The sequence below is a fragment of the Devosia indica genome, from assembly GCF_003056405.1.
GTDB lineage: Bacteria > Pseudomonadota > Alphaproteobacteria > Rhizobiales > Devosiaceae > Devosia > Devosia indica.
This window is the reverse complement of record NZ_PYVZ01000018.1, coordinates 54,105-74,112: the sequence shown is the minus strand read 5'-3', so window position 1 is coordinate 74,112 and position 20,008 is coordinate 54,105. Positions and strand designations below refer to the sequence as shown.

20 protein-coding genes are annotated in these 20,008 nt (G+C 61.8%); 13 read left to right on the top strand and 7 right to left on the bottom strand.

Features of this window, described 5'->3' with window-relative positions; genetic code table 11:
• Position 1: 1 nt before the first annotated feature.
• From DDE76_RS16145 to DDE76_RS16120, 6 genes are all read right to left on the bottom strand, one after another.
• Positions 2 to 817, bottom strand: a complete 816-nt coding sequence (locus DDE76_RS16145; protein WP_104893809.1) for an ABC transporter permease — start codon at positions 815 to 817, stop codon at positions 2 to 4.
• Complete coding sequence (locus DDE76_RS16140; RefSeq protein WP_245892010.1) at positions 814 to 1,605, bottom strand: ABC transporter ATP-binding protein; 792 nt, start codon at positions 1,603 to 1,605, stop codon at positions 814 to 816. The genes DDE76_RS16145 and DDE76_RS16140 overlap by 4 nt, the downstream gene beginning before the upstream one ends.
• Positions 1,606 to 1,742: 137 nt before the next feature.
• Entirely contained in the window at positions 1,743 to 2,774 is a 1,032-nt protein-coding gene (locus DDE76_RS16135; protein WP_104893808.1) for an ABC transporter substrate-binding protein, read from the bottom strand.
• 141 nt (positions 2,775 to 2,915) lie between these two features.
• On the bottom strand, positions 2,916 to 3,419 hold the full coding sequence (locus DDE76_RS16130) for an Lrp/AsnC family transcriptional regulator (protein WP_104893807.1): 504 nt from the start codon (positions 3,417 to 3,419) through the stop codon (positions 2,916 to 2,918).
• 376 nt (positions 3,420 to 3,795) lie between these two features.
• Positions 3,796 to 4,725 carry a response regulator transcription factor gene (locus tag DDE76_RS16125; protein WP_104893806.1) on the bottom strand — a complete coding sequence of 310 codons (930 nt, stop codon included), beginning with the start codon at positions 4,723 to 4,725 and terminating at the stop codon, positions 3,796 to 3,798.
• On the bottom strand, positions 4,712 to 8,080 hold the full coding sequence (locus DDE76_RS16120; protein WP_104893805.1) for a hybrid sensor histidine kinase/response regulator: 3,369 nt from the start codon (positions 8,078 to 8,080) through the stop codon (positions 4,712 to 4,714). Before DDE76_RS16120 ends, DDE76_RS16125 begins: the two co-directional genes overlap by 14 nt.
• Positions 8,081 to 8,315: 235 nt before the next feature.
• Here DDE76_RS16120 and urtA point away from each other — a divergent pair, with 235 nt between their 5' ends.
• The 5 genes from urtA to urtE all read left to right on the top strand — a co-directional run bounded on the left by urtA (position 8,316) and on the right by urtE (position 14,232).
• Positions 8,316 to 9,611, top strand: a complete 1,296-nt coding sequence (urtA, locus tag DDE76_RS16115; protein ID WP_104893804.1) for an urea ABC transporter substrate-binding protein — start codon at positions 8,316 to 8,318, stop codon at positions 9,609 to 9,611.
• Positions 9,612 to 9,775: 164 nt separating this feature from the next.
• Positions 9,776 to 11,395 (top strand): urea ABC transporter permease subunit UrtB, encoded by a 1,620-nt coding sequence (gene urtB / locus DDE76_RS16110; protein ID WP_104893803.1) that lies wholly within the window; start codon positions 9,776 to 9,778, stop codon positions 11,393 to 11,395.
• Between the two features lie 169 nt (positions 11,396 to 11,564).
• Positions 11,565 to 12,776, top strand: a complete 1,212-nt coding sequence (gene urtC / locus DDE76_RS16105; protein WP_104893802.1) for an urea ABC transporter permease subunit UrtC — start codon at positions 11,565 to 11,567, stop codon at positions 12,774 to 12,776.
• A gap of 5 nt (positions 12,777 to 12,781) precedes the next feature.
• On the top strand, positions 12,782 to 13,531 hold the full coding sequence (gene urtD / locus DDE76_RS16100; protein ID WP_104894974.1) for an urea ABC transporter ATP-binding protein UrtD: 750 nt from the start codon (positions 12,782 to 12,784) through the stop codon (positions 13,529 to 13,531).
• On the top strand, positions 13,528 to 14,232 hold the full coding sequence (gene urtE / locus DDE76_RS16095; RefSeq protein WP_104893801.1) for an urea ABC transporter ATP-binding subunit UrtE: 705 nt from the start codon (positions 13,528 to 13,530) through the stop codon (positions 14,230 to 14,232). The genes urtD and urtE overlap by 4 nt, the downstream gene beginning before the upstream one ends.
• A 56-nt stretch (positions 14,233 to 14,288) precedes the next feature.
• Here urtE and DDE76_RS16090 read toward each other — a convergent pair whose 3' ends face one another.
• Positions 14,289 to 14,624, bottom strand: coding sequence for a hypothetical protein (locus DDE76_RS16090; protein WP_104893800.1), 336 nt, complete (start codon positions 14,622 to 14,624; stop codon positions 14,289 to 14,291).
• A 78-nt stretch (positions 14,625 to 14,702) separates the two neighbouring features.
• Between DDE76_RS16090 and DDE76_RS16085 the strand changes: the two genes are divergently transcribed.
• The 8 genes from DDE76_RS16085 to DDE76_RS16050 all read left to right on the top strand — a co-directional run bounded on the left by DDE76_RS16085 (position 14,703) and on the right by DDE76_RS16050 (position 20,007).
• Complete coding sequence (locus tag DDE76_RS16085; RefSeq protein WP_245892008.1) at positions 14,703 to 15,545, top strand: urease accessory protein UreD; 843 nt, start codon at positions 14,703 to 14,705, stop codon at positions 15,543 to 15,545.
• 9 nt (positions 15,546 to 15,554) lie between these two features.
• Positions 15,555 to 15,857, top strand: a complete 303-nt coding sequence (locus DDE76_RS16080; RefSeq protein ID WP_104893799.1) for an urease subunit gamma — start codon at positions 15,555 to 15,557, stop codon at positions 15,855 to 15,857.
• An 11-nt stretch (positions 15,858 to 15,868) separates the two neighbouring features.
• Complete coding sequence (locus tag DDE76_RS16075; protein ID WP_104893798.1) at positions 15,869 to 16,447, top strand: HupE/UreJ family protein; 579 nt, start codon at positions 15,869 to 15,871, stop codon at positions 16,445 to 16,447.
• Positions 16,448 to 16,457: 10 nt separating this feature from the next.
• Complete coding sequence (locus tag DDE76_RS16070) at positions 16,458 to 16,763, top strand: urease subunit beta (RefSeq protein WP_104893797.1); 306 nt, start codon at positions 16,458 to 16,460, stop codon at positions 16,761 to 16,763.
• A gap of 94 nt (positions 16,764 to 16,857) precedes the next feature.
• Positions 16,858 to 17,259 (top strand): hypothetical protein, encoded by a 402-nt coding sequence (locus tag DDE76_RS16065; RefSeq protein ID WP_104893796.1) that lies wholly within the window; start codon positions 16,858 to 16,860, stop codon positions 17,257 to 17,259.
• Positions 17,260 to 17,377: 118 nt separating this feature from the next.
• Positions 17,378 to 19,087 (top strand): urease subunit alpha, encoded by a 1,710-nt coding sequence (gene ureC / locus DDE76_RS16060; RefSeq protein WP_104893795.1) that lies wholly within the window; start codon positions 17,378 to 17,380, stop codon positions 19,085 to 19,087.
• 133 nt (positions 19,088 to 19,220) lie between these two features.
• The gene (locus DDE76_RS16055; RefSeq protein ID WP_104894972.1) at positions 19,221 to 19,502 is read left to right on the top strand and encodes a YrhK family protein; all 282 of its coding nucleotides are present in this window, start codon (positions 19,221 to 19,223) and stop codon (positions 19,500 to 19,502) included.
• Positions 19,503 to 19,584: 82 nt separating this feature from the next.
• Positions 19,585 to 20,007, top strand: coding sequence for an MliC family protein (locus DDE76_RS16050; protein ID WP_157955857.1), 423 nt, complete (start codon positions 19,585 to 19,587; stop codon positions 20,005 to 20,007).
• Position 20,008 lies beyond the last annotated feature (1 nt).

The window sequence follows — 20,008 nt, the reverse complement described above, 5'->3', positions numbered from 1 at the left end:
ATCAGTTCGACATTGTCGAGCGGTGGGCCCAGCCGGTCATGCGTTTTTCGATCCAGGCCATCAGCGCATACATGGCGATGCCTTCAACGGCCAGCATCAACAGGCCCGCAAAGACCAGCGGCACGTTGAAGTTGGACTGCGCCGACGCCATCATCTGACCCAGCCCCGAATTGGACGCGACTGTTTCGCTCACCACCGAGCCGACAAAGGCCAGGGTGATCGCCACTTTCAGCGAGCCGAAGAAATAGGGCATGGAGCGCGGTATGCCGACCTTGAGCATGATGTCGAGCTTCTTGGCGCCCAGCGCCCGCAACACGTCTTCGGTTTCCGGCTCGATGGTGGCGAGGCCCGTGGCGACATTGACCACGATGGGGAAGAAGGAAATCAGGAACGCGGTCAGCACCGCCGGCACCGTGCCGATGCCGAACCAGATCACCAGGATCGGTACCAGCGCCACCTTGGGAATGGCATTGAACCCCACCATGATCGGGTAGAGCCCGGCATAGATGGTCTTGGACCAGCCGATGAACAGGCCAATGCCGAGCCCGGCCACAATGGCAATGAGGAAGCCGAGCACGGTGGTGTACAGCGTCTGCACCGAATTCTTCCAGATCGGCGACCAATATTGGAAAATGGCTTCGAACACCCGCGTGGGGGTGGGCAGGATGGTGTGCGGCAGGCCGGAAATGCGCGCGCCCAGCTCCCAGATGACGAAGAGGCCAATGGTGTAAATGACGGGGGACAACCGCACCCAGTCTATCTTGAGGGCCGGCTTTGGCGCCGCCGCGACAGGCGTTGTGGTTTCTGTTGAGCTCATGCTGCGGCCCTCGCGGTGGCAATTTCCCCGTGCAGCTTCTGCACCATGTCGTTGAAGGCCGGCTCATAGAGCAATTCGAGCTGGCGCGGCCGCTCGAAAGGCACGACATGCTCGGAGATGATGCGGCCCGGACGCGCGCTCATCACCACGACCTTGTCGGCCAGAAACACGCTTTCGCGCAGATCATGGGTCACCAGCGCAATGGTGACATCCTGGGTCGCATGCAGATCGCGGATGACGCACCACAATTCTTCGCGGGTGAAAGCGTCGAGCGCGCCGAAAGGCTCGTCGAGCATCAGGAGTTCGGGTTCATGGATCAGCGCGCGGCAAAGATTTGCCCGCTGCTGCATGCCGCCGGACAATTGCCAGGGGAATTTTTCGCCAAAGCCCTTGAGCCCGACGGTTTCGAGCAGTTTTTCTGCCTTGGCGACATATTCCGCCTTGTGCGCACGCAGGCGGTGGCGATGTCGCTCGACGATCTCGAGCGGCAACAGGATGTTTTCCAGCGTCGTGCGCCAGGGCAGCATGGTGGGGTTCTGGAACGCCATGCCCACGATCGAGACCGGCTTGGTCACCTGGCTATTGGCCACGATGACCGACCCAGCTTGCGGAATATGCAGCCCCGTCGTCAGCTTCATCAGGGTGGACTTGCCGCAGCCCGAGGGGCCGACAACGGCGACGAACTCGCCGCGTTGTATTTTGAGATTGAGCCCACTCACCGCCAGCGTGCCATCGGGCCCGCCATAGCGCATGTCGACATTTTCAATTGAAACCAGTGGCGAGGCCATAGGCGTCTCCAGTCAAGGCAGAACAGGTCCAGTCAAGGCAGAACAGGACCGCCCCGAGACCATTCCCGTTCCCTCGGAAGAATGGCTCGGGGCGGATGACCCGGGCGTCCCTTATCGCCCGGGAATGCAGGCCGCCATCAAGGCAGCATGCGTTCCTCTGCCGGGGGCAGATACTGCGCATCGAAGATGTCGGCGGCAGTCACATTGCCCTGCAGTCCCATGGAGATCTTGAGCGTTTCGATCGACGCAGCCAGGCGCGCCTCGTCGATGCCGCCAAAGCCGTTCTCGACCACATAAGGGGTCTTGATATTCATCTCATTGGCCATGACCAGGCGCTCGGTTTCAGTGTCGATATTGAGCGTCTCATTGCGCATCAGGACCGCCGCAGCACCGGCGGCCGGATCAGCTACGGCATCGGCAAAGCCCTTGGCCAGTGCACGGAGGAACCCCTTGACCGCTTCTGGATTTTCGTCCGCGAAGGCCTCGTTGACCATGATGGCATTGCCATAAAGATTGAGGCCGTGATCTGCAAAGAGCAGCGGCACGATATCATCTTCCGGCACGCCATTGGCCTTGAGGTTGAGGATCACCGAGAAGGCGAAGCCAAACACGCCGTCCACATCGCCGGAGGCCAGCATCGGCTCGCGCACCGGGAAGCCAATCGATTCAAGGGTTATGGCGCTATCGTCGATCCCGGCCACTTCCTTGAAGGCGGGCCATTGGGCAAAGGCGCCATCCGGCGGCGGCGCGCCCAGCTTCTTGCCTTCAAGCGATGCCGGGTCTTCAGTGATGCCGAGCGACCTGCGGCCGACAACCGAGAACACCGGCTTGTCATAGACCATCATCACGGCCTTGACCGGCTGGGACGGGTCTTCGTCCAGGAACTTGATCAGCGAGTTGATGTCGCCAAAGCCAAGCTGATAGGCGCCTGTCGCGACGCGTGGAATGGCCTCGACCGAGCCATTGCCGATATCGATGGTGACGTTGAGCCCTTCATCAGCGAAATAGCCATTGTCCTGGGCCAGGAGAAAGCCAGCGGCGGGACCCTCGAAGCGCCAGTCAAGTGTGAGCTTGATGTCGGTCTGCGCCAGGGCAGGCAGGGCCAGGCCGGAAACGGACAGGCCCGTTGCCAGAGCCAGTGCTGCGGTAAAGTGGCGGCGAGAAAGCATGATTTTGACGTCCCCAGTTTTGTTATGGGGAGAAATCAAGCGCAGCCACCGCCCGCGCGCAAGTATTTTCTGACTATTTTGGCATCAGACAGCATTGCTGCCCAATTTCTCAGCAACCTGCTGCCTCTTTCTCAGCCAGCCTCAGATGGGTAGCCCCGAGCGCGCCTTGACCCGCCGAATACTCATATTGGAATGAATGCGCGCCACCCCGGGCAGCCGCGCGCTCAACCGGCGGTGCAGATGTTCGAAGTCCTCGTGGTCGCGGCAGATCACCCGCAGGATATAGTCGGACTGGCCGGCCATCAGATGGCATTCGAGCACTTCGGGAATGTCCTGCACGGCGGCCTCGAAGGCATCGAGCGCCGCTTCGCTCTGGCTGGTCAGCCCCACCTCGATGAAGAATTGCATGGCAAATCCCAGAAGGCCGGCATCGAGCTCGGCGCGATAGCCTTGCACGAAACCTGCATCTTCCAGCGCCTTGATACGCCGGTGGCAGGCCGAGGGCGACAAGCCAACCGTCTCTCCAAGAACCTGTACACTGCGATGGGAATCGCGCTGCAGTTCACGCAATAATTTACGGTCAGTTGCATCGGGCTGTAGGGGCAAGGCGCGGTTCTCCGGCAGGACGAGCAATAATTCGACCATGTAACCCACCGCGATGTCCTGACAAGGACCGCGCGGCTTATCCCCCGCCACACCCACAAATGGGCAGGAATCTGGTAAACAAATACTCTCGAAATTCGTCCGCTTTTTGTCCGGAAATCCGCACCAATCCGATTGCACCGGTGCAAAAAAACAGGGCGCGAAACCGAAGTCTCGCGCCCCTCCGGGGCGGCCAACAAAGGAGCGTCAACCTTTGCGACCGACCGCCGATCGGATGGTGGAGGCTCTGTTGGCGGTCCACCATAGATTGGTCCGGATTGATCTGCGTCCGGTTCGCTTGCTCAACGACCGGACGCGCAGGCGGTTCCCGCCAAACAGGCTCACATCGCTTTTGTGATCGAAGAACGACGCGCAGCGGCTAGAGCTCGAATGGCGCCTGTAGCGACTGGATCGCCTTGATGGCGGCCGAGGCACGATTTTCGACGCCCAGCTTGGCATAGACCTGCTCAAGATGCTTGTTCACCGTGCGGGGGCTGAGGCCCAGAATATCGCCAATATCCTTGTTGGACTTGCCGCGCCCGATCCAGAGCAGCACTTCGCTTTCGCGCTGCGTCAGGCCGAATTGCTGGCGCAGGATCTCTTCCTGACCCTCCTCCTGGGCGCGCGCGATGCGGAACAGATATTCATCTCCGCCCACCACGCCCAGAAAGGCAAAATGCAGACCGGTGCTTTCGCCTGTGTTGAGATCGAACCCGCCCCCCGGCGTAGGCCGCTCGCCTTCCGCCAAACGCCAGTCGACAAAGCAGCGCGACATGATGCGCTGGGTGCCCTGCTCAATTCCGGACCGCTCCAGCAACCGATTGGCCTGAGGCGTTGACCACAGCACCGCGCCATCTGATCCAAAGGCCACCAAGTGCCGGCCGGCAGCATCCAGGGCGATGCGGGCACTCTGCGCCCGGCGGGCATTGGCCAGGTGCACCCGAATGCGCGCCCGCAACTCGTCCACATTGATCGGCTTGGAGAGATAATCTACCCCGCCGCTTTCGAGCGCGTGCACCACATGCTCGGTTTCGGTCAGCCCGGTCATGAAGATGATCGGGACATGGACCAGTGGCGGCATGGCCTTCATCTGCTGGCAGGTCTCAAAACCATCCAGCCCCGGCATCACCGCATCCATCAGCACCACATCCGGCGTGACCCGCTCAACGATCTTGAGCGCTGCCTCGCCGCTGCGGGCGACAAGCACCGTGACACCCGCTTGCTCGAGAGCGGTTGTCAGAAAACCAAGCGACTCCGGCGAGTCGTCGACCAGAAGAACGATGTCCTGCTCCTGCTCAATCCGGCTCATGGCCCACCCGCTCCAGCGTTTCGGCGAAACCATCGAAATCAAAATTCTGCATATGCTGCCTTAGCGCCTCGACAAGTGGCAGATTGGCCGGATCGGCCGCCAACTCGGCCAGCTTGTCGTCAATGCCCCTGACATGGCCGATTTGACTGAGTGCGGCCAGGTCGCGCAAGTGCTCTGCGCCCGGAGAGCGCATTTGTCTATCGCGTGGTGCGGGCTTGTCAGGCACCTCATGGACCCATTCCAGTCCGAGATGCGTGCCCAGCCTGTCAACCAATTGGTTGAGATCGAACGGCTTGGCCAGCGTATCACTATGCCCGGCGTCGGCACTGGTGGGATTGGCGCCATCCCCGATATTGGCCGAGAGCATGATCATGGGCGCCGTAACGCCACGCGCGCGCATGGTCTGCACCAGCTCCCAGCCGCTCATGCCCGGCATGCGGATGTCGACAAAGAAAAGATCGGGCCGCGCCGTCTCGATCGCCGCAAGACAGGATTGACCATCGACCGCCGTAAGAACTGTAAAGCCGAGCGGGGCGAGCATCTCGAGCATCAACTGGCGGTGGTCGGCATTGTCATCAACGACCATGATGGTGCGCCGCCTGCCCTGATAGCCAATGATCTGCTGCACGGGGGCCATGCGCTTGGCCGGCCGCTCAACCTTGGAGAGCATCAGCCGGGCCTGAAAACGCGTGCCCTCTCCCACGACGCTGGACACGGTGATCTCGCCACCCAGCGTTTCGGTCAGCAGCTTGGTGATGGTGAGGCCCAGCCCCAGCCCCGGCGTAAAGCGATTGCGTTCCGCCTCGCCGCGGACAAAGGGCTCGAAGACATGATCGAGATCGGCCGCTGCAATGCCGCTGCCGCTATCCTCGACCGTGAACGTGGCCACCTGCATGCGGTAGCCGACGCTGAAGCTGACATGACCGGCACTCGTGAACTTGATGGCGTTGGACAAGAGGTTGACCAGAATCTGCCTTAGCCGCTTCTCATCCGTCCGCACGTAATCAGGCAGCGCGCGGGCGCGCTCATGACGGAATTCGAGCCCCTTGGCCTCGGCCTGCAGTCGGAACATGTCGACGATCTGATCCAGGAAGTCCTGAATGTTGACCTCGCTGGTATAGACCTGCAGCCGCCCCGCCTCGATCTTGGAAATATCGAGCAAGCCGTCGATCAGTCCCGACAGATGCTCGGCGCTGCGTCGAATGACCTGCGCCGAACCGCGCCGGTTTTCCGGCAATTGCCCATCGCGTTCGAGAATTTGCGCATAGCCCATCACCGCATTGAGCGGCGTGCGCAATTCATGGCTGAGGCCCACCACATAGCGGCTCTTGGCCTGATTGGCAGCCTCGGCCTTCTCCTTGGCGCGCTGCAATTCGGCGTCGGTTTTCGAGTGCGCGTCGATTTCCTTTAGAAGCAGCGTGTTCTGGCGTGAGCTTTCCTCCTCGGCCACCAGGCGACTATCATGCGCCAGCACCAGGAACCAGGTCATCACGCCCGCAGCCACGGCAAAGACGAAGAACACCACCAGCAGCGTGCCCCCCACGACATCGGCCGTATTGGGCGCCGAGCCAATGGCAAAGTAGTAGATCAGCCCCAGAATGCCGCCCAGGATTGCCGTGGCTATGGCCATGGAAATGCCATAGCGCCCCAGCCGGGTCTGCAACTTGTCGATGGCCCATTGCGGCAGGATGCTGGCCGCCACGGCATGGGTCTGCGCGCGGAAATGCGCATGCGGCTTGCACATGTCGTGGCAGCGCGCATCGAGCGAGCAGCAAAGCGAACAGATCGGCGCTGCATAGGCCGGGCACCAGGCCATGTCCTCAGGCTCGAAGGGATGCTCGCAAATCGAGCATGTAAGGGTTTGCCTGGACTGCCACTGCTTGCGCGGCTTGCGGGCGAGGTAATATTTGCCCTTGGTGGCCCAGGCGATGGCCGGTGAGGCGACGAAGCAGACGATCAAGGCGATATAGGGCGAGAGCGCCGACGCCATCTCGCCAAAGGCCCCGAAATGGGCGGTCAGGGCGATGACCACGGACAGCAACATCGAGCCGACGCCGACCGGATTGATGTCATAAAGATGGGCGCGCTTGAACTCGATGCCCGGCGGCGCCAGGCCCAGGGGCTTGTTGATGAACAGATCCGCCGAGATCGAGCAGAGCCAGGCCATGGCAATAATCGAGAAGATGCCCAGTGTCTCTTCGAGCAGCCGATAGATGCCTAGCTCCATCAAGAGGAGCGCAATGGCGACATTGAACAGCAGCCAGACCACACGCCCCGGATGGCTGTGGGTCAGGCGCGAGAAGAAGTTCGACCAGGCGAGCGAGCCGGCATAGGCGTTCATCACATTGATCTTGAGCTGGCTGACGACGACGAACACCGCCATCAGCATCAGCGCCACGAACTCATTGGGGATCATGTAGCCAAAGGCGACGGCATACATATGGCCCGGCTCGGAGGCATGTTCGGGCGAAACGCCCACCGAGAGCGCCAGGAAAGCCAGGAACGAGCCGGCAATCAGCTTTGGCGCACCGACCACCACCCAGCCGGCGCCTGCCAGGAAGATGCCGATCTTGTGCCGCCATTTCGGCGCCCCCTCGGCCGGCAGGAAGCGCAGGAAGTCGACCTGCTCTCCGATCTGGGTCATCAGGGCCAGGATGACCGCCGAGGCCGCGCCGAACTTGGCGATCTCGAATGGCGCGAGACTGCCCGCGGCGCCGTCCGGCTCCCCCAGCCCGGCAAAGGCGCGCCAGAGATCAAACTTCTCCCAATCCATGAAGGCGATGAAGAAGAAGGGCAGAATGTTGAGAATGATCCAGATCGGCTGGGTCAGCATCTGGAAGGACGAGATCATGCGGATGCCATGCGTCACCAGCGGGATCACCACCAGCGCCGAAATGATATGGCCGATCCAGAGCGGAATGCCGAAGGCCAGCTCCAGCGCGCTCGACATGATCGAGGCCTCTATGGCGAAGAGGATAAAGGTGAAGCTGGCATAGATCAGCGAGGTGATCGTCGAGCCGATATAGCCAAAGCTGGCCCCGCGCGTGAGTAGGTCGACATCGACGCCATGCCGGGTCGCGTAGCGCGAGATCGGCACGCCAACCAGCAGGATAGCGATGGAGGCGACCAGAATCGCAATCAGCGCATTGGTGGTACCGTAGGAGAGCGTTATCGCCCCGCCGATCGCCTCCAATGCCAAAAAGGAAATGGCGCCGATGGCGGTTTGGGAAATCCGGTCATTGGAGAAGCGCCGAGCCGACTTGGCAGTGAAGCGCAGCGCATAGTCTTCCAGCGTCTGGTTGGCCACCCAGCGATTATATTCGCGCCTGACCGGAATGATCCGCTGCCGTGCCATGCAAGCCTAAGCCTTAACCAATTCGCCGCGCTGCCCAAAAAATCGCCACCCCTTCAATAGCATGAAATCGGGAGAAATCACGCGGTTTTTCAGGGCCTTCCGCCAATAGCCGGAATCAACGCGGCAGGCAGTTACGTCAATCGACGTATAGGGCGATCGTTAAGAGATGTCCCAGTGTGCTCCCAGGACGCCTCCCGGTGTCTTGAGGGACTCAACAGGTCTAGAGGGACAACACATGAAAAACTTCAGCGCGAAAAGCGCTCTGCTCGCCGCCGCACTTGCCGGCAGCGTCTCGCTGTCTGCAGTGCCGGTCATGGCGCAGGACGACACCATCAAGGTCGGCATTCTGCACTCGCTTTCGGGCACCATGGCGATTTCGGAAACCACGCTCAAGGACACCATGCTGTTCCTGATCGAACAGCAGAATGCCAAGGGCGGCGTGATGGGCAAGATGCTCGAACCCGTCGTGGTCGACATTGCCTCGGACTGGCCGCTGGCCGCCGAGCTGGCCCGCCAGCTCATCGAAGTCGATGAAGTCGACGCAGTGTTCGGTTGCTGGACCTCGGTCTGCCGCAAGTCGGTTCTGCCGGTCTTTGAAGAACTCAACTCGCTGCTCTTCTACCCCGTCCAGTACGAGGGCGAAGAATCCCAGCGCAACGTGTTCTACACCGGTGCCTCCCCCAATCAGCAGGCCATTCCTGCTGTCGACTACCTGATGAATGAAGAAGGTGTCGAACGCTGGGTGCTTGCCGGTACCGACTATGTCTATCCCCAGACCACAAACAAGATCCTCGAGCAGTACCTGCTCGACAAGGGTGTGGCGGCCGAAGACATCATGATCAACTACACGCCGTTCGGTCATTCCGATTGGCAGACGATCGTTTCCGACATCGTCGCCTTCGGCTCGGAAGGCAAGAAGACCGCCGTGGTCTCCACCATCAATGGTGACGCCAACGTGCCGTTCTACCGCGAACTGGGCAACCAGGGCGTCGCTGCCGAGGACATCCCCGTGGTGGCCTTCTCGGTGGGCGAAGAAGAACTCTCCGGCTTCGACACCACCCCGCTGGTGGGCCACCTGGCCGCCTGGAACTACTTCATGAGCGTGGATACCCCGGAAAACGAGCAGTTCATTGCTGACTGGCAGGCGTTTATCGGTTCGGAAGACCGCGTCACCAACGACCCGATGGAAGCTCACATGATCGGCTTCAACCTCTGGGTCAAGGCCGTGGAAGCGGCCGGCACCACCGATGCGGACGCCGTCATCGACGCCATTGTCGGCCTCGAAACCCCGAACCTGACCGGCGGCATGGCCACCATGCTCCCCAACCACCACATCACCAAACCGGTGCTGATCGGTGAAATCCAGGATGACGGCCAGTTCTTCGTGGTCTGGGAAACCGAAGACCTCGTCCCGGGCGACGCCTGGTCCGACTTCCTGCCCGAGAGCGCCATGCTCGAGGCCGATTGGACCGCGCCCATCAACTGCGGCAACTACAACACCGAGACCGAGAGCTGCGGCTCGGCGATGTAGGACGCTACCCCCACCTAACCTCCCCCTGAAAAGGGGGAGGAACGGGCTGGTGGCTTAGGCAAGATTTTGCCTCTCACGCATTCTTCCCCTCCCCCTGACAGGGGGAGACCGGGTGGGGGTTAACCCCCACAATTTCCTGAAGAACGACAAGGACTTGCCCTGCGATGCTGATCCTCCGCGCTCTCCGCCTGGTGCTTCTGGCCCTGCCGTTCCTGTTGTTGCCGTCCAACGCCATCCGCGCGCAGGACGCGGCAACTGACATCTCCGCCGCGATCCAGGCCATGGGTGAGGCCAATCTGCGCGAACTCGAACAGATCGTTGCCGACCTTGCCGCGACCGGGAGCGACACGGTCGTTCCGGTTCTGACCGCCCTGGGCGATGGCAATCTCTATCTTGAGGAAACCTCCGGCGCCGTCCTGATTGAACGCGGCTCGGCCTATCTCGACCCGCTCTCAGGTGAGCCCGTCGAACTGGGTGCCGATGCTGACCTCTCAAAGATCCGCGTCAATAACGGCCTCAGGCGCGACATTGCGGCCGCCCTCGCCGGCATGACGCTGATGAGCGACAACCCGGCCCGCCGCCTGACTGCCGCACAAGGATTTATGGCCAACCCCGATCCGGCCAATATCCCGCTGCTCGACGAAGCCATTGCCGCTGAGACCGACGCCAATGTGCTTGCCGCCATGCAGGCTGCCCGTGCCGTCACCATCCTGGGCGATGAGGAGCAAAGCGTCGCGGATCGCCAAGCCGCCGTGCCGCTGGTCGCCTCGGGCGGCGGCCGCAATGCCCTGACTGTCCTCAATGCGGCGCTCATTGACGCGCCTGAAGAGCTGGCGTCCACCATTCAGTCGGCCATTGCCGGCCTCGAGCAGGAGCGCGCCATCTGGAGTGCTCTGCAGAATGTCTGGTTCGGCCTCTCGCTCGGTTCGGTCCTGCTGCTCGCGGCCATTGGCCTCGCCATCACCTTTGGGGTGATGGGTGTCATCAACATGGCGCATGGCGAAATGGTCATGCTGGGGGCCTACACCACCTTCATCGTCCAGTTGGTCATCCGCCAGAACTTCCCCGGCCTGCTCGATTATTCCCTGCTCATCGCGCTGCCCTGCGCCTTCCTGGTCACCGGCGCAATCGGGGTGGGCATCGAGCGCGGCATCATCCGGTGGCTCTATGGCCGCCCGCTCGAAACCCTGCTCGCTACCTGGGGCCTGTCGCTGATCCTGCAGCAGACCGTGCGCTCGATCTTCGGCCCCACCAACCAGATGGTCATCGCCCCGACCTGGATGTCCGGCTCGACCGAATTCTTCGGTCTCTCGATTACCTATGGCCGGTTCTGGATCGTCATCTTTGCGCTGATCGTGTTCTTCATGCTGCTCTTGATCCTCAACCGCACGCCGCTCGGACTGCAGATGCGGGCGGTGACGCAGAACCGCCGCATGGCCTCGGCCATGGGCATCCGCACACCCTTTGTCGACGCCATGACCTTCGGCCTCGGCTCGGGCATTGCCGGCCTGGCCGGCGTGGCCCTGACCCAGATCGACAACATCTCCCCCAATCTGGGGCAGAACTACATCATCGATAGCTTCATGGTCGTGGTCTTTGGCGGTGTCGGCAATCTCTGGGGCACGCTGGTCGGGGCGATCACCCTTGGTGTCGCCAACAAGTTCCTCGAACCTTATGCCGGCGCGGTGCTGGGCAAGATCCTGATCCTGGTGCTGATCATCCTCTTCATCCAGCGGCGTCCAAGAGGGCTGTTCGCGCTCAAGGGAAGGGCGGTGGAACAGTGAGCGCCCTGTCCTTTAAGCCCCCCTCATCCGGCGCTCCGCGCCACCTTCTCCCACAAAGGGAGAAGGGAAACTCGGCACTCGTCTCAATCTCGATGCCCCCCTCTCCCCTTGTGGAAGAGGGTGCCCGAAAGGCGGGTGAGGGGTTTCTTTCTACGCACGGAGACATCCCATGCTGACCCAAGCCCTGTTCCGCGCGCTCGACAAGAAGGCCATCTGGGTCATTGCCATCTTCCTGGCTGTCGCCGTACTCGTGCCCATGGCCAATCTGCTGATCCCACCGGGGCAGTTCGGTCATGTGCCCACCTATCTCGTCTCGCTGATGGGCAAGTACCTGGCCTATGCCATCCTCGCCCTCGCTCTCGACCTTGTCTGGGGTTATTGCGGCATTCTTTCGCTGGGGCATGGCGCCTTTTTCGCCCTGGGCGGCTATGCGATGGGCATGTATCTCATGCGCCAGATCGGCACCCGCGGGGTCTATGGACATCCAGTGCTGCCCGACTTCATGGTGTTCCTGAACTATTCCGAACTGCCCTGGTTCTGGCTGGGCATGGACAATTTCTGGTTCGCCATGCTGATGGTCGTGTTCGTGCCGGGCCTCCTGGCCTTCGTATTCGGCTTCTTTGCCTTCCGCAGCCGGGTTACGGGCGTCTATCTCTCCATCATCACCCAGGCGATGACCTTTGCCCTGCTGCTGGCTTTTTTCCGCAACGACATGGGCTTTGGCGGCAATAACGGGCTGACAGACTTCAAGGACATCCTGGGTGTGTCCGTACAGGCGCAAAGCACCCGCGCCACACTGTTCGCCGCCACCGCCATTGCCCTGGCACTCTCGGTGCTGGTCTGTTCGATGATCGTCAATTCCAAACTCGGCAAGGTGATGGTCGCGGTCCGCGATGCGGAAAGCCGCACGCGCTTCCTTGGCTATCGGGTGGAGTATGTAAAGCTCTTTGCCTTCACCGTCTCGGCGATCATGGCCGGCATTGCCGGGGCGCTTTATGTGCCGCAGGTGGGCATCATCAACCCGTCCGAGTTCGACCCGGCCAATTCCATCGAAGTGGTGATCTGGACGGCGGTGGGTGGACGCGGCACGCTGATCGGCCCGATCATCGGCGCCATCGTGGTCAATCTGGGCAAGTCCTGGTTCACCACCACCCTGCCCGAGCTGTGGCTGTTTGCCCTGGGCGCGCTGTTCGTCTTTACCACCCTGTTCCTGCCCAAGGGCATTGTGGGCCTGTGGCACCAGGCGCGGGACAGGATGCGCCGCAGAACCGAGCCCGAGGAGAGGCCCGAGCCCCCCACGCCTGCCCAGTCGGCGGATATCGAGCGCGGCGAAGACCCCGCCAGCTTCGGCCACGAAGCCCAACCCAAACCGGCGGAGTGAAGGCCATGAGCGCGCATACCGACACCATGCTCTATCTCGACGGCGTCTCGGTGGCCTTTGACGGCTTCAAGGCCATCAACAACCTCGCCATTATCGTCAAGCCGGCCGAGATGCTGGCGATTATCGGCCCCAATGGCGCGGGCAAGACCACGATGATGGATATCATCACCGGCAAGACCCGGCCCGATGCTGGTCAAGTGCTGTTCGACGGCCGCACTGACCTGACCAGGCTGGACGAAGCCGCCATCGCCAATCTGGGCATTGGCCGCAAGTTCCAGAAACCGGCCGTGTTCGAGAGCCATACGGTCTGGGACAATCTGGAGATGGCGCTGAAAAAGCCGCGTGGCATCTTTTCGACGCTGTTCTACACCGCCAGTGACGACGATGTGGCGCGGATCACCGAAATCCTCGAAACGGTTCGGCTCATCGCCCGCAAGGACGAGTTCGCCGCCAATCTCAGCCACGGCCAGAAGCAATGGCTCGAAATCGGCATGCTGCTGGCACAGGACCCCAAGCTGCTGCTTGTGGACGAGCCGGTGGCCGGGATGACCGACAGCGAAACCGAAGAAACCGCCAAGCTGCTACGCGAGATTTCAAAGACCCGTTCGGTGGTCGTGGTGGAACACGATATGAGCTTTGTCCGTGACCTCGGCTCGCGCGTCGTCTGCCTGGCCGAGGGGTCGGTCCTCGCCGAAGGCTCGCTCGACCAGGTCAGCGCCAATCCGGTTGTCATTGAGAGGTATCTGGGACGATGACCACTGCCCTGTCCGTCAACACCATCGATTTGCACTATGGCGCTGCCCAGGCGCTCAAGGGCATATCCATCACCTGCCAGCCGGGCAAGATCACCGCTGTGCTGGGCCGCAATGGGGTGGGCAAATCCTCGACCCTCAGGGCAATCACCGGCATCAACCACATCTCCGCCGGCGATATCACCTTTGGCGATGATGTGCTCAAGCGCTCCCCGCCCTATAAACGCGCCCGCATGGGCATCGGCTATGTGCCGCAGGGCCGCGAGATCTTTCCGCTGCTCACGGTCAAGGAAAACCTGGAAACCGGCTATGCCGGCCTGGCCCGGTCCGAGCGCAACGTCCCCGAATACATCTTCGAGCTGTTCCCGGTGCTCAAATCCATGCTTGGCCGGCGGGGCGGCGACCTTTCGGGCGGGCAACAGCAGCAATTGGCCATCGGCCGCGCGCTGGTTACCCGGCCCAAGGTGCTGGTGCTGGACGAGCCCACCGAGGGCATTCAGCCCTCGATCATCAAGGATATCGGCCGCGCGCTGCAATTCCTGCGCGATGAGAAGGGCATGACGATCCTGCTGGTAGAACAGTTTCTCGATTTCTGCCGGGAAATTGCCGACGACATCTATGTCATGGATCGCGGCGAGATCATGCATACCGGCCCCGCCAGCGACCTCGACCTGCCCGAAGTGCGCAAGCACTTGATGGTCTAGAGACAAAAAAAAGCGCCCGGCCAAAACCGGGCGCCTCGAAAACGGAAGTGATCCAATTACATGTCGAACCAGCCGTCGGCCTCACATTCAGCAAGGGTAATGATACCCAGGTCGACAGAAGTGGCCGTTTCGGAGTCTGTGGCGGGGACGTCGCCGATCGCGGCATCACCGGCCACCGAATCGTCTTCGCTGCTATCGGAGTCTTCTTCAGAGCCCGAAGACAGCGACTCGGTCTCGGCCGCGAGCTGCAGGTCGGCGCAGCGGGCCGCAACGGCCTCGACATCGGTTTCGGCGACGGTCTGGGTGCCGATCATCATGCCCTGGGCAAAAGCCGGGGTTGCAATCAGGCCGGCGGAAAGGGCGATAACGGAAAGTGCAGACTTAATGGTCATTTGGTATAACCTTTTGAAAATCATCTCTGAAAGAGCGTTTGCTCAACCCCATAACGGCGGTTTGCCAGGATCGTTGCAGTGAAATTTGCCGAAGCGAAAAATGTGAACGGCCCGGCGCTGCAACGGGCGCGCGGCATCGGACGCATCGCGGCCAAGCAGGTCGGCGAACGCACGCGCCTGGACACTTTGTTCCAGGAAGGGTGTGGCAAGATCCGCCTGCCCAATACCCATTCGAGCAGCCTGGAGGCGGTGCTGATCAATACGGCGGGCGGCATTACCGGTGGCGACCATCTGCACTGGGGCGCCGAGCTGGCACCGGGCGGCCACATGGTCCTGACCACCCAGGCCTGCGAGCGCAGCTATCGCTCCACCGGCGATTTCGGTCGCGTTGAGACCAGGCTGAAAGTCGGTGCCGGTGGCCATCTCGACTGGCTGCCCCAGGAGACCATACTGTTCGCTGCCAGCAAGCTGGACCGCCGGCTGGAGGTGGATCTGGACGAAGGCGCCACTCTGACCGCGATCGAGGCGGTGCTGCTGGGCCGGGATGCCATGGGCGAGGATGCCGCCGACGCCCTGCTGCGCGACAATTGGCGTATCCGTCGCAATGGCCAACTGATCCACGCCGAGGCCACCCAATTGCACGCAACCGCTGAGGAGCGGCAAAGTCTTTCGCTATTGAATGGAAACCGGGCCTTCGGCAGCGTCCTGCACATTGCCGCGACGCCGGACCGCGCCAGCGCCATCGGCAACCGGGTCCGCGCCATGCTTCCGGCGGACAGGGCGATCGGCATCAGCGTCAATCAATCGCGTCTGGTCATACGTGCCATGGCCCAATCCGGGCTTGCCCTGCGCCGCATGATCGTACCAGTCTTGCTCGAACTCACCGCCGCGGGCAGCCTGCCCCGCCTCTGGCATCTCTAGGACCGGAAGATGAATCTCACGCCTCGCGAAAAAGACAAACTGCTCATCTCGATGGCCGCCATGGTCGCGCGCCGGCGCCTCGAACGCGGCGTCAAGCTCAACCATCCCGAAGCCATCGCGCTGATCACCGACTTCGTTGTTGAAGGCGCGCGGGACGGCCGCGCCGTCTCCGAACTCATGGAGGCCGGCGCTCATGTCATCACCCGCGACCAGGTCATGGAAGGCGTTGCCGAAATGATCCACGACGTGCAGGTCGAAGCCACTTTCCCCGACGGCACCAAGCTCGTCACCGTCCACCAGCCGATCCGATAACGAGGCCACCCATGCTCAAGCGCAGCCTGCTGACCCTGGCAATTTCCATCGCCGCAACCTTGCCGGCCTTTGCCCATCTAGACCCGGCTGAACATGGTTCGTTTGCCGCCGGCTTCAGCCACCCCCTGTTCGGCCTTGACCATATCCTGGCCATGGTCGCCGTCGGCCTTTGGGCAGCCACGCAGGGTGGCCGCGCGCTCTGGCTGGTTCCGGCCGCCTTTGTCGGCACCATGGCGCTGGGTTTTGCCGCCGCCATCGCCGGCATGCCATTGCCCTTTGTCGAACCGGTTATCCTGGCGTCGGTGATCTTTATCGGCATTGCGATTGCACTGGCCCTGCCGGTTCCCACCTCCGCAGTCGCCGCCATGGTCGGGTTCTTCGCTTTCTTCCATGGCCATGCCCATGGCGGTGAACTGGGTGGGGCCGGCGCCTGGGAATTCGCCATTGGCTTTGTTATTGCCACCGCCGCACTGCATGCGACGGGCATCGGCGCTGGCCTGATGCTGGCGCAGTTCAGCGGCAAGGTCCTGACCCGCATCGCCGGCGCAGCAACGGCGCTGGGCGGTCTGTACCTGGCAATCGGCGGCTGAGGAGACGCGCATGATCCCCGGAGAAATCATTCCCGCCAATGGCGATATCGAGCTCAATGCCGGCGCAGAACAGATCGTGCTGGAAGTCGCCAATACCGGCGACCGCCCGATCCAGGTCGGTTCGCACTATCATTTCTTCGAAGCCAATGCGGGTCTGCGCTTTGACCGCGCTCAGGCGCGCGGTATGCGCCTCGATATCGCGGCGGGCACGGCGGTGCGTTTCGAGCCCGGCCAGGCGCGCGAGGTCCGGCTGGTGCCGATCTCGGGCGACCGGCGCATTTTCGGTTTCCGGCAACAGATCATGGGAGATCTCTGAACCCTGTGGCCGGGCGCGATATTGTCCCGGCGGGGCATGGCGCAGCCAGGTGAAAGCTGGTTAAAGGGCACGTCTCGAAAAAGAGGATCGTGCCATGACCACCGAACCCAGCAAGGAAGCCCAGTTCAAGCAACGCTTCATTTCCGTCGTGGCGGATCTGCGGCAGAACGGCATCAATGACCCGGAAGCCATGGCGCATATCGGAGGACTGGCGGTCGAACTGTCCGATGCGCTCAAGCAGAAGAGCTGGGTCGCGGTCAAGCAGAGCATGACCCCGGCCATCTATGACGAACTGCTCGCGACTTTCCAGAAGCGCGGCAATGAATATTACAAGGATGGCCGCACCAAACTGGCCTACGCCATCCAGCTTCTGAGCGTTTCGCTGATTGCCTTTACCCAGCGCAACGACGCCGACATTGCGGCCGGTGAAAAGCTGGTGGACCAGCTGATCGACCAGGCCGCCACGCGATACCGCCAGGTCCGTCCCAAGCACTGATTGGGCAGGGGCGCGACTGGCTTGAACGGTGTGTTCCGGGCCCTTGCCAGTCCGGACACCATAGGCCAAAGTCACGCCCGGGAAGCCTTTGTTCCGGGCCATTCGAACGGGACACGACATGCCAGCACGGATTTCTCGCGCCACTTACGCCGATATGTACGGCCCCACCACGGGTGACCGCGTCCGCCTCGCCGATACCGAACTCTTCATCGAGGTGGAGAAGGATTTCACCACCTATGGTGAGGAGGTCAAATTCGGTGGCGGCAAGGTCATTCGCGACGGCATGGGCCAGTCCCAGCGCACCCGGGCCGAAGGGGCCGTCGACACGGTCATCACCAATGCGCTGATTGTCGACCACACCGGCATCTACAAGGCCGATATCGGCCTCAAGAATGGGCTTATCGCCGGCATCGGCAAGGCGGGCAATCCCGACACCCAGCCCAATATCGACATCATCATCGGGCCCTCGACCGAGGCCATTGCCGGCGAAGGCAAGATCATCACCGCCGGCGGCATGGACGCGCACATCCACTTCATCTGCCCCCAGCAGATCGAGGAAGCGCTGATGAGCGGGGTCACCACCATGCTTGGCGGCGGCTCCGGTCCCGCCCATGGCACGCTGGCCACCACCTGCACCGGCGCCTGGCATATCGAGCGCATGATCGAAAGCTTCGACGCCTTCCCGATGAACCTGGCCCTGGCCGGCAAGGGCAATGCAGCAGTCGCGGCGCCGCTCGAGGAAATGATCCTTTCGGGCGCCTCCTGCCTCAAGCTGCATGAAGACTGGGGCACGACCCCGGCGGCCATCGACAACTGCCTCTCGGTCGCCGACGCCTATGACGTGCAGGTGATGATCCACACCGATACCCTCAATGAAAGCGGCTTCGTCGAAGACACCGTCGGCGCCTTCAAGAACCGCACCATCCACGCCTTCCACACGGAAGGCGCAGGTGGTGGCCACGCCCCGGATATCCTGAAGGTCGCGGGCCTGCCCAATGTCATTCCCTCCTCGACCAATCCGACCCGCCCCTACACGGTCAACACCATTGCAGAGCATCTCGACATGCTCATGGTGTGCCACCACCTCGATCAGTCGATCCCAGAGGACGTTGCCTTCGCTGAATCGCGTATTCGCAAGGAGACCATCGCCGCCGAGGATATCCTGCACGATATGGGCGCGCTTTCGATCATTGCGTCGGACAGCCAGGCCATGGGCCGTGTCGGCGAAGTGCTGATCCGCACCTGGCAGACCGCCGACAAGATGAAGCGCCAGCGCGGGCGCCTGCCGCAGGAAACCGGCGACAATGACAATTTCCGCGTCCGTCGCTACGTCGCCAAATACACCATCAACCCGGCTATCGCGCATGGCATGAGCCAGCACATCGGCTCGGTGGAAGTGGGAAAGCGCGCTGATCTGGTGCTCTGGAACCCGGCCTTTTTTGGCGTGAAGCCCGAAATGGTGCTGCTTGGCGGCTCCATTGCGGCTGCGCCCATGGGCGATCCCAACGCCTCGATCCCGACGCCACAGCCCATGCACTACCGGCCCATGTTCGGCGCCTATGGCAAACTGGTCAGCCGCTCATCGGTCGTGTTCATCTCCCAGGCCGCGCATGACGCAGGCCTGCGCAATCGCCTCGGCGTCGACAAGCAGTTGCTGCCTGTCTCCAATACCCGTGGCGGCATTGGCAAGGCGGCCATGAAGCTCAATACGGCGACCCCGGAAATCGACGTGCACCCTGAAACCTATGAGGTCCGTGCCGACGGTGAATTGCTCACCTGTGAGCCGGCGACGGTATTGCCCATGGCGCAGCGCTATTTCCTGTTCTGATGGCAAGGCAATTGTTGTTCGCGAGCCGGCAAATGTTGGACAAATAAGGCGGAACCCTGTTTCCCCGCGAGAGCTTTCACTCTGTCACTCCCCTCGGGCAAGATAGACCATGCAAGAATCGAGGAGCCAGACCATGCCCTATTTCCAGCGCGACCGCGGGACCCGGACACCCTCGCAACGCAAGCTCTATGCGCTTTACGAACTGGCCTACACGCTGATCGATGTGTCGGCTGCCCTGCTCTTTCTCGTCGGGTCGATCATGTTCTTCTACAATGCGCTCGAGACCCCGGCGATCTGGTGTTTTGTTGCTGGATCGGCCTTTTTCGCCTTCAAACCAATTTTGCGGATCATCCGTGAAATTCACCTTGCCTCGCAAGGCGACTTCGAAGATCTGGCACAGCGATTCAATGGCTGATCGACCGGCAGAGATTGTCTCTCCCCGCAAACGCCATGATTATGGGCGCGCAATGACTGCCCTGCTGCCAAAGGACACTTCCATGCTCTCGCCCAAAGCCCTGATTGCCGTCGGATTTTCCCTGCTCGCCGTTCCGGCGGCCCTTGCCCAGGCTGACGTGACCACGCTCGCCACGGTACCGACGACGCCCGCAGCTTCGGCCGCGCTGACCCTGACGCTGGAAAGCGCCAGCAATATCGAGCGCCGCACAGTCAGCTATCTCTGCAACGACGAGTCCGCGTTGAGCGTGCAATATATCAACGCCGCCCCTAATTTCCTGGCGATTGTACCGGTCGAAGGCCAGAACCTGGTCTTTGCCACGACGCTTTCGGCCTCGGGGGCGCGCTATGTTTCTGGGCCCTATGAGTGGTGGAGCCATCAGGGCGAAGCCACCCTGCGCGACCTGATGCAGGACGAGGACGCCGTGCCGCTCGTTACCTGCACCGAAGCCAGCAACACGCCCTGAT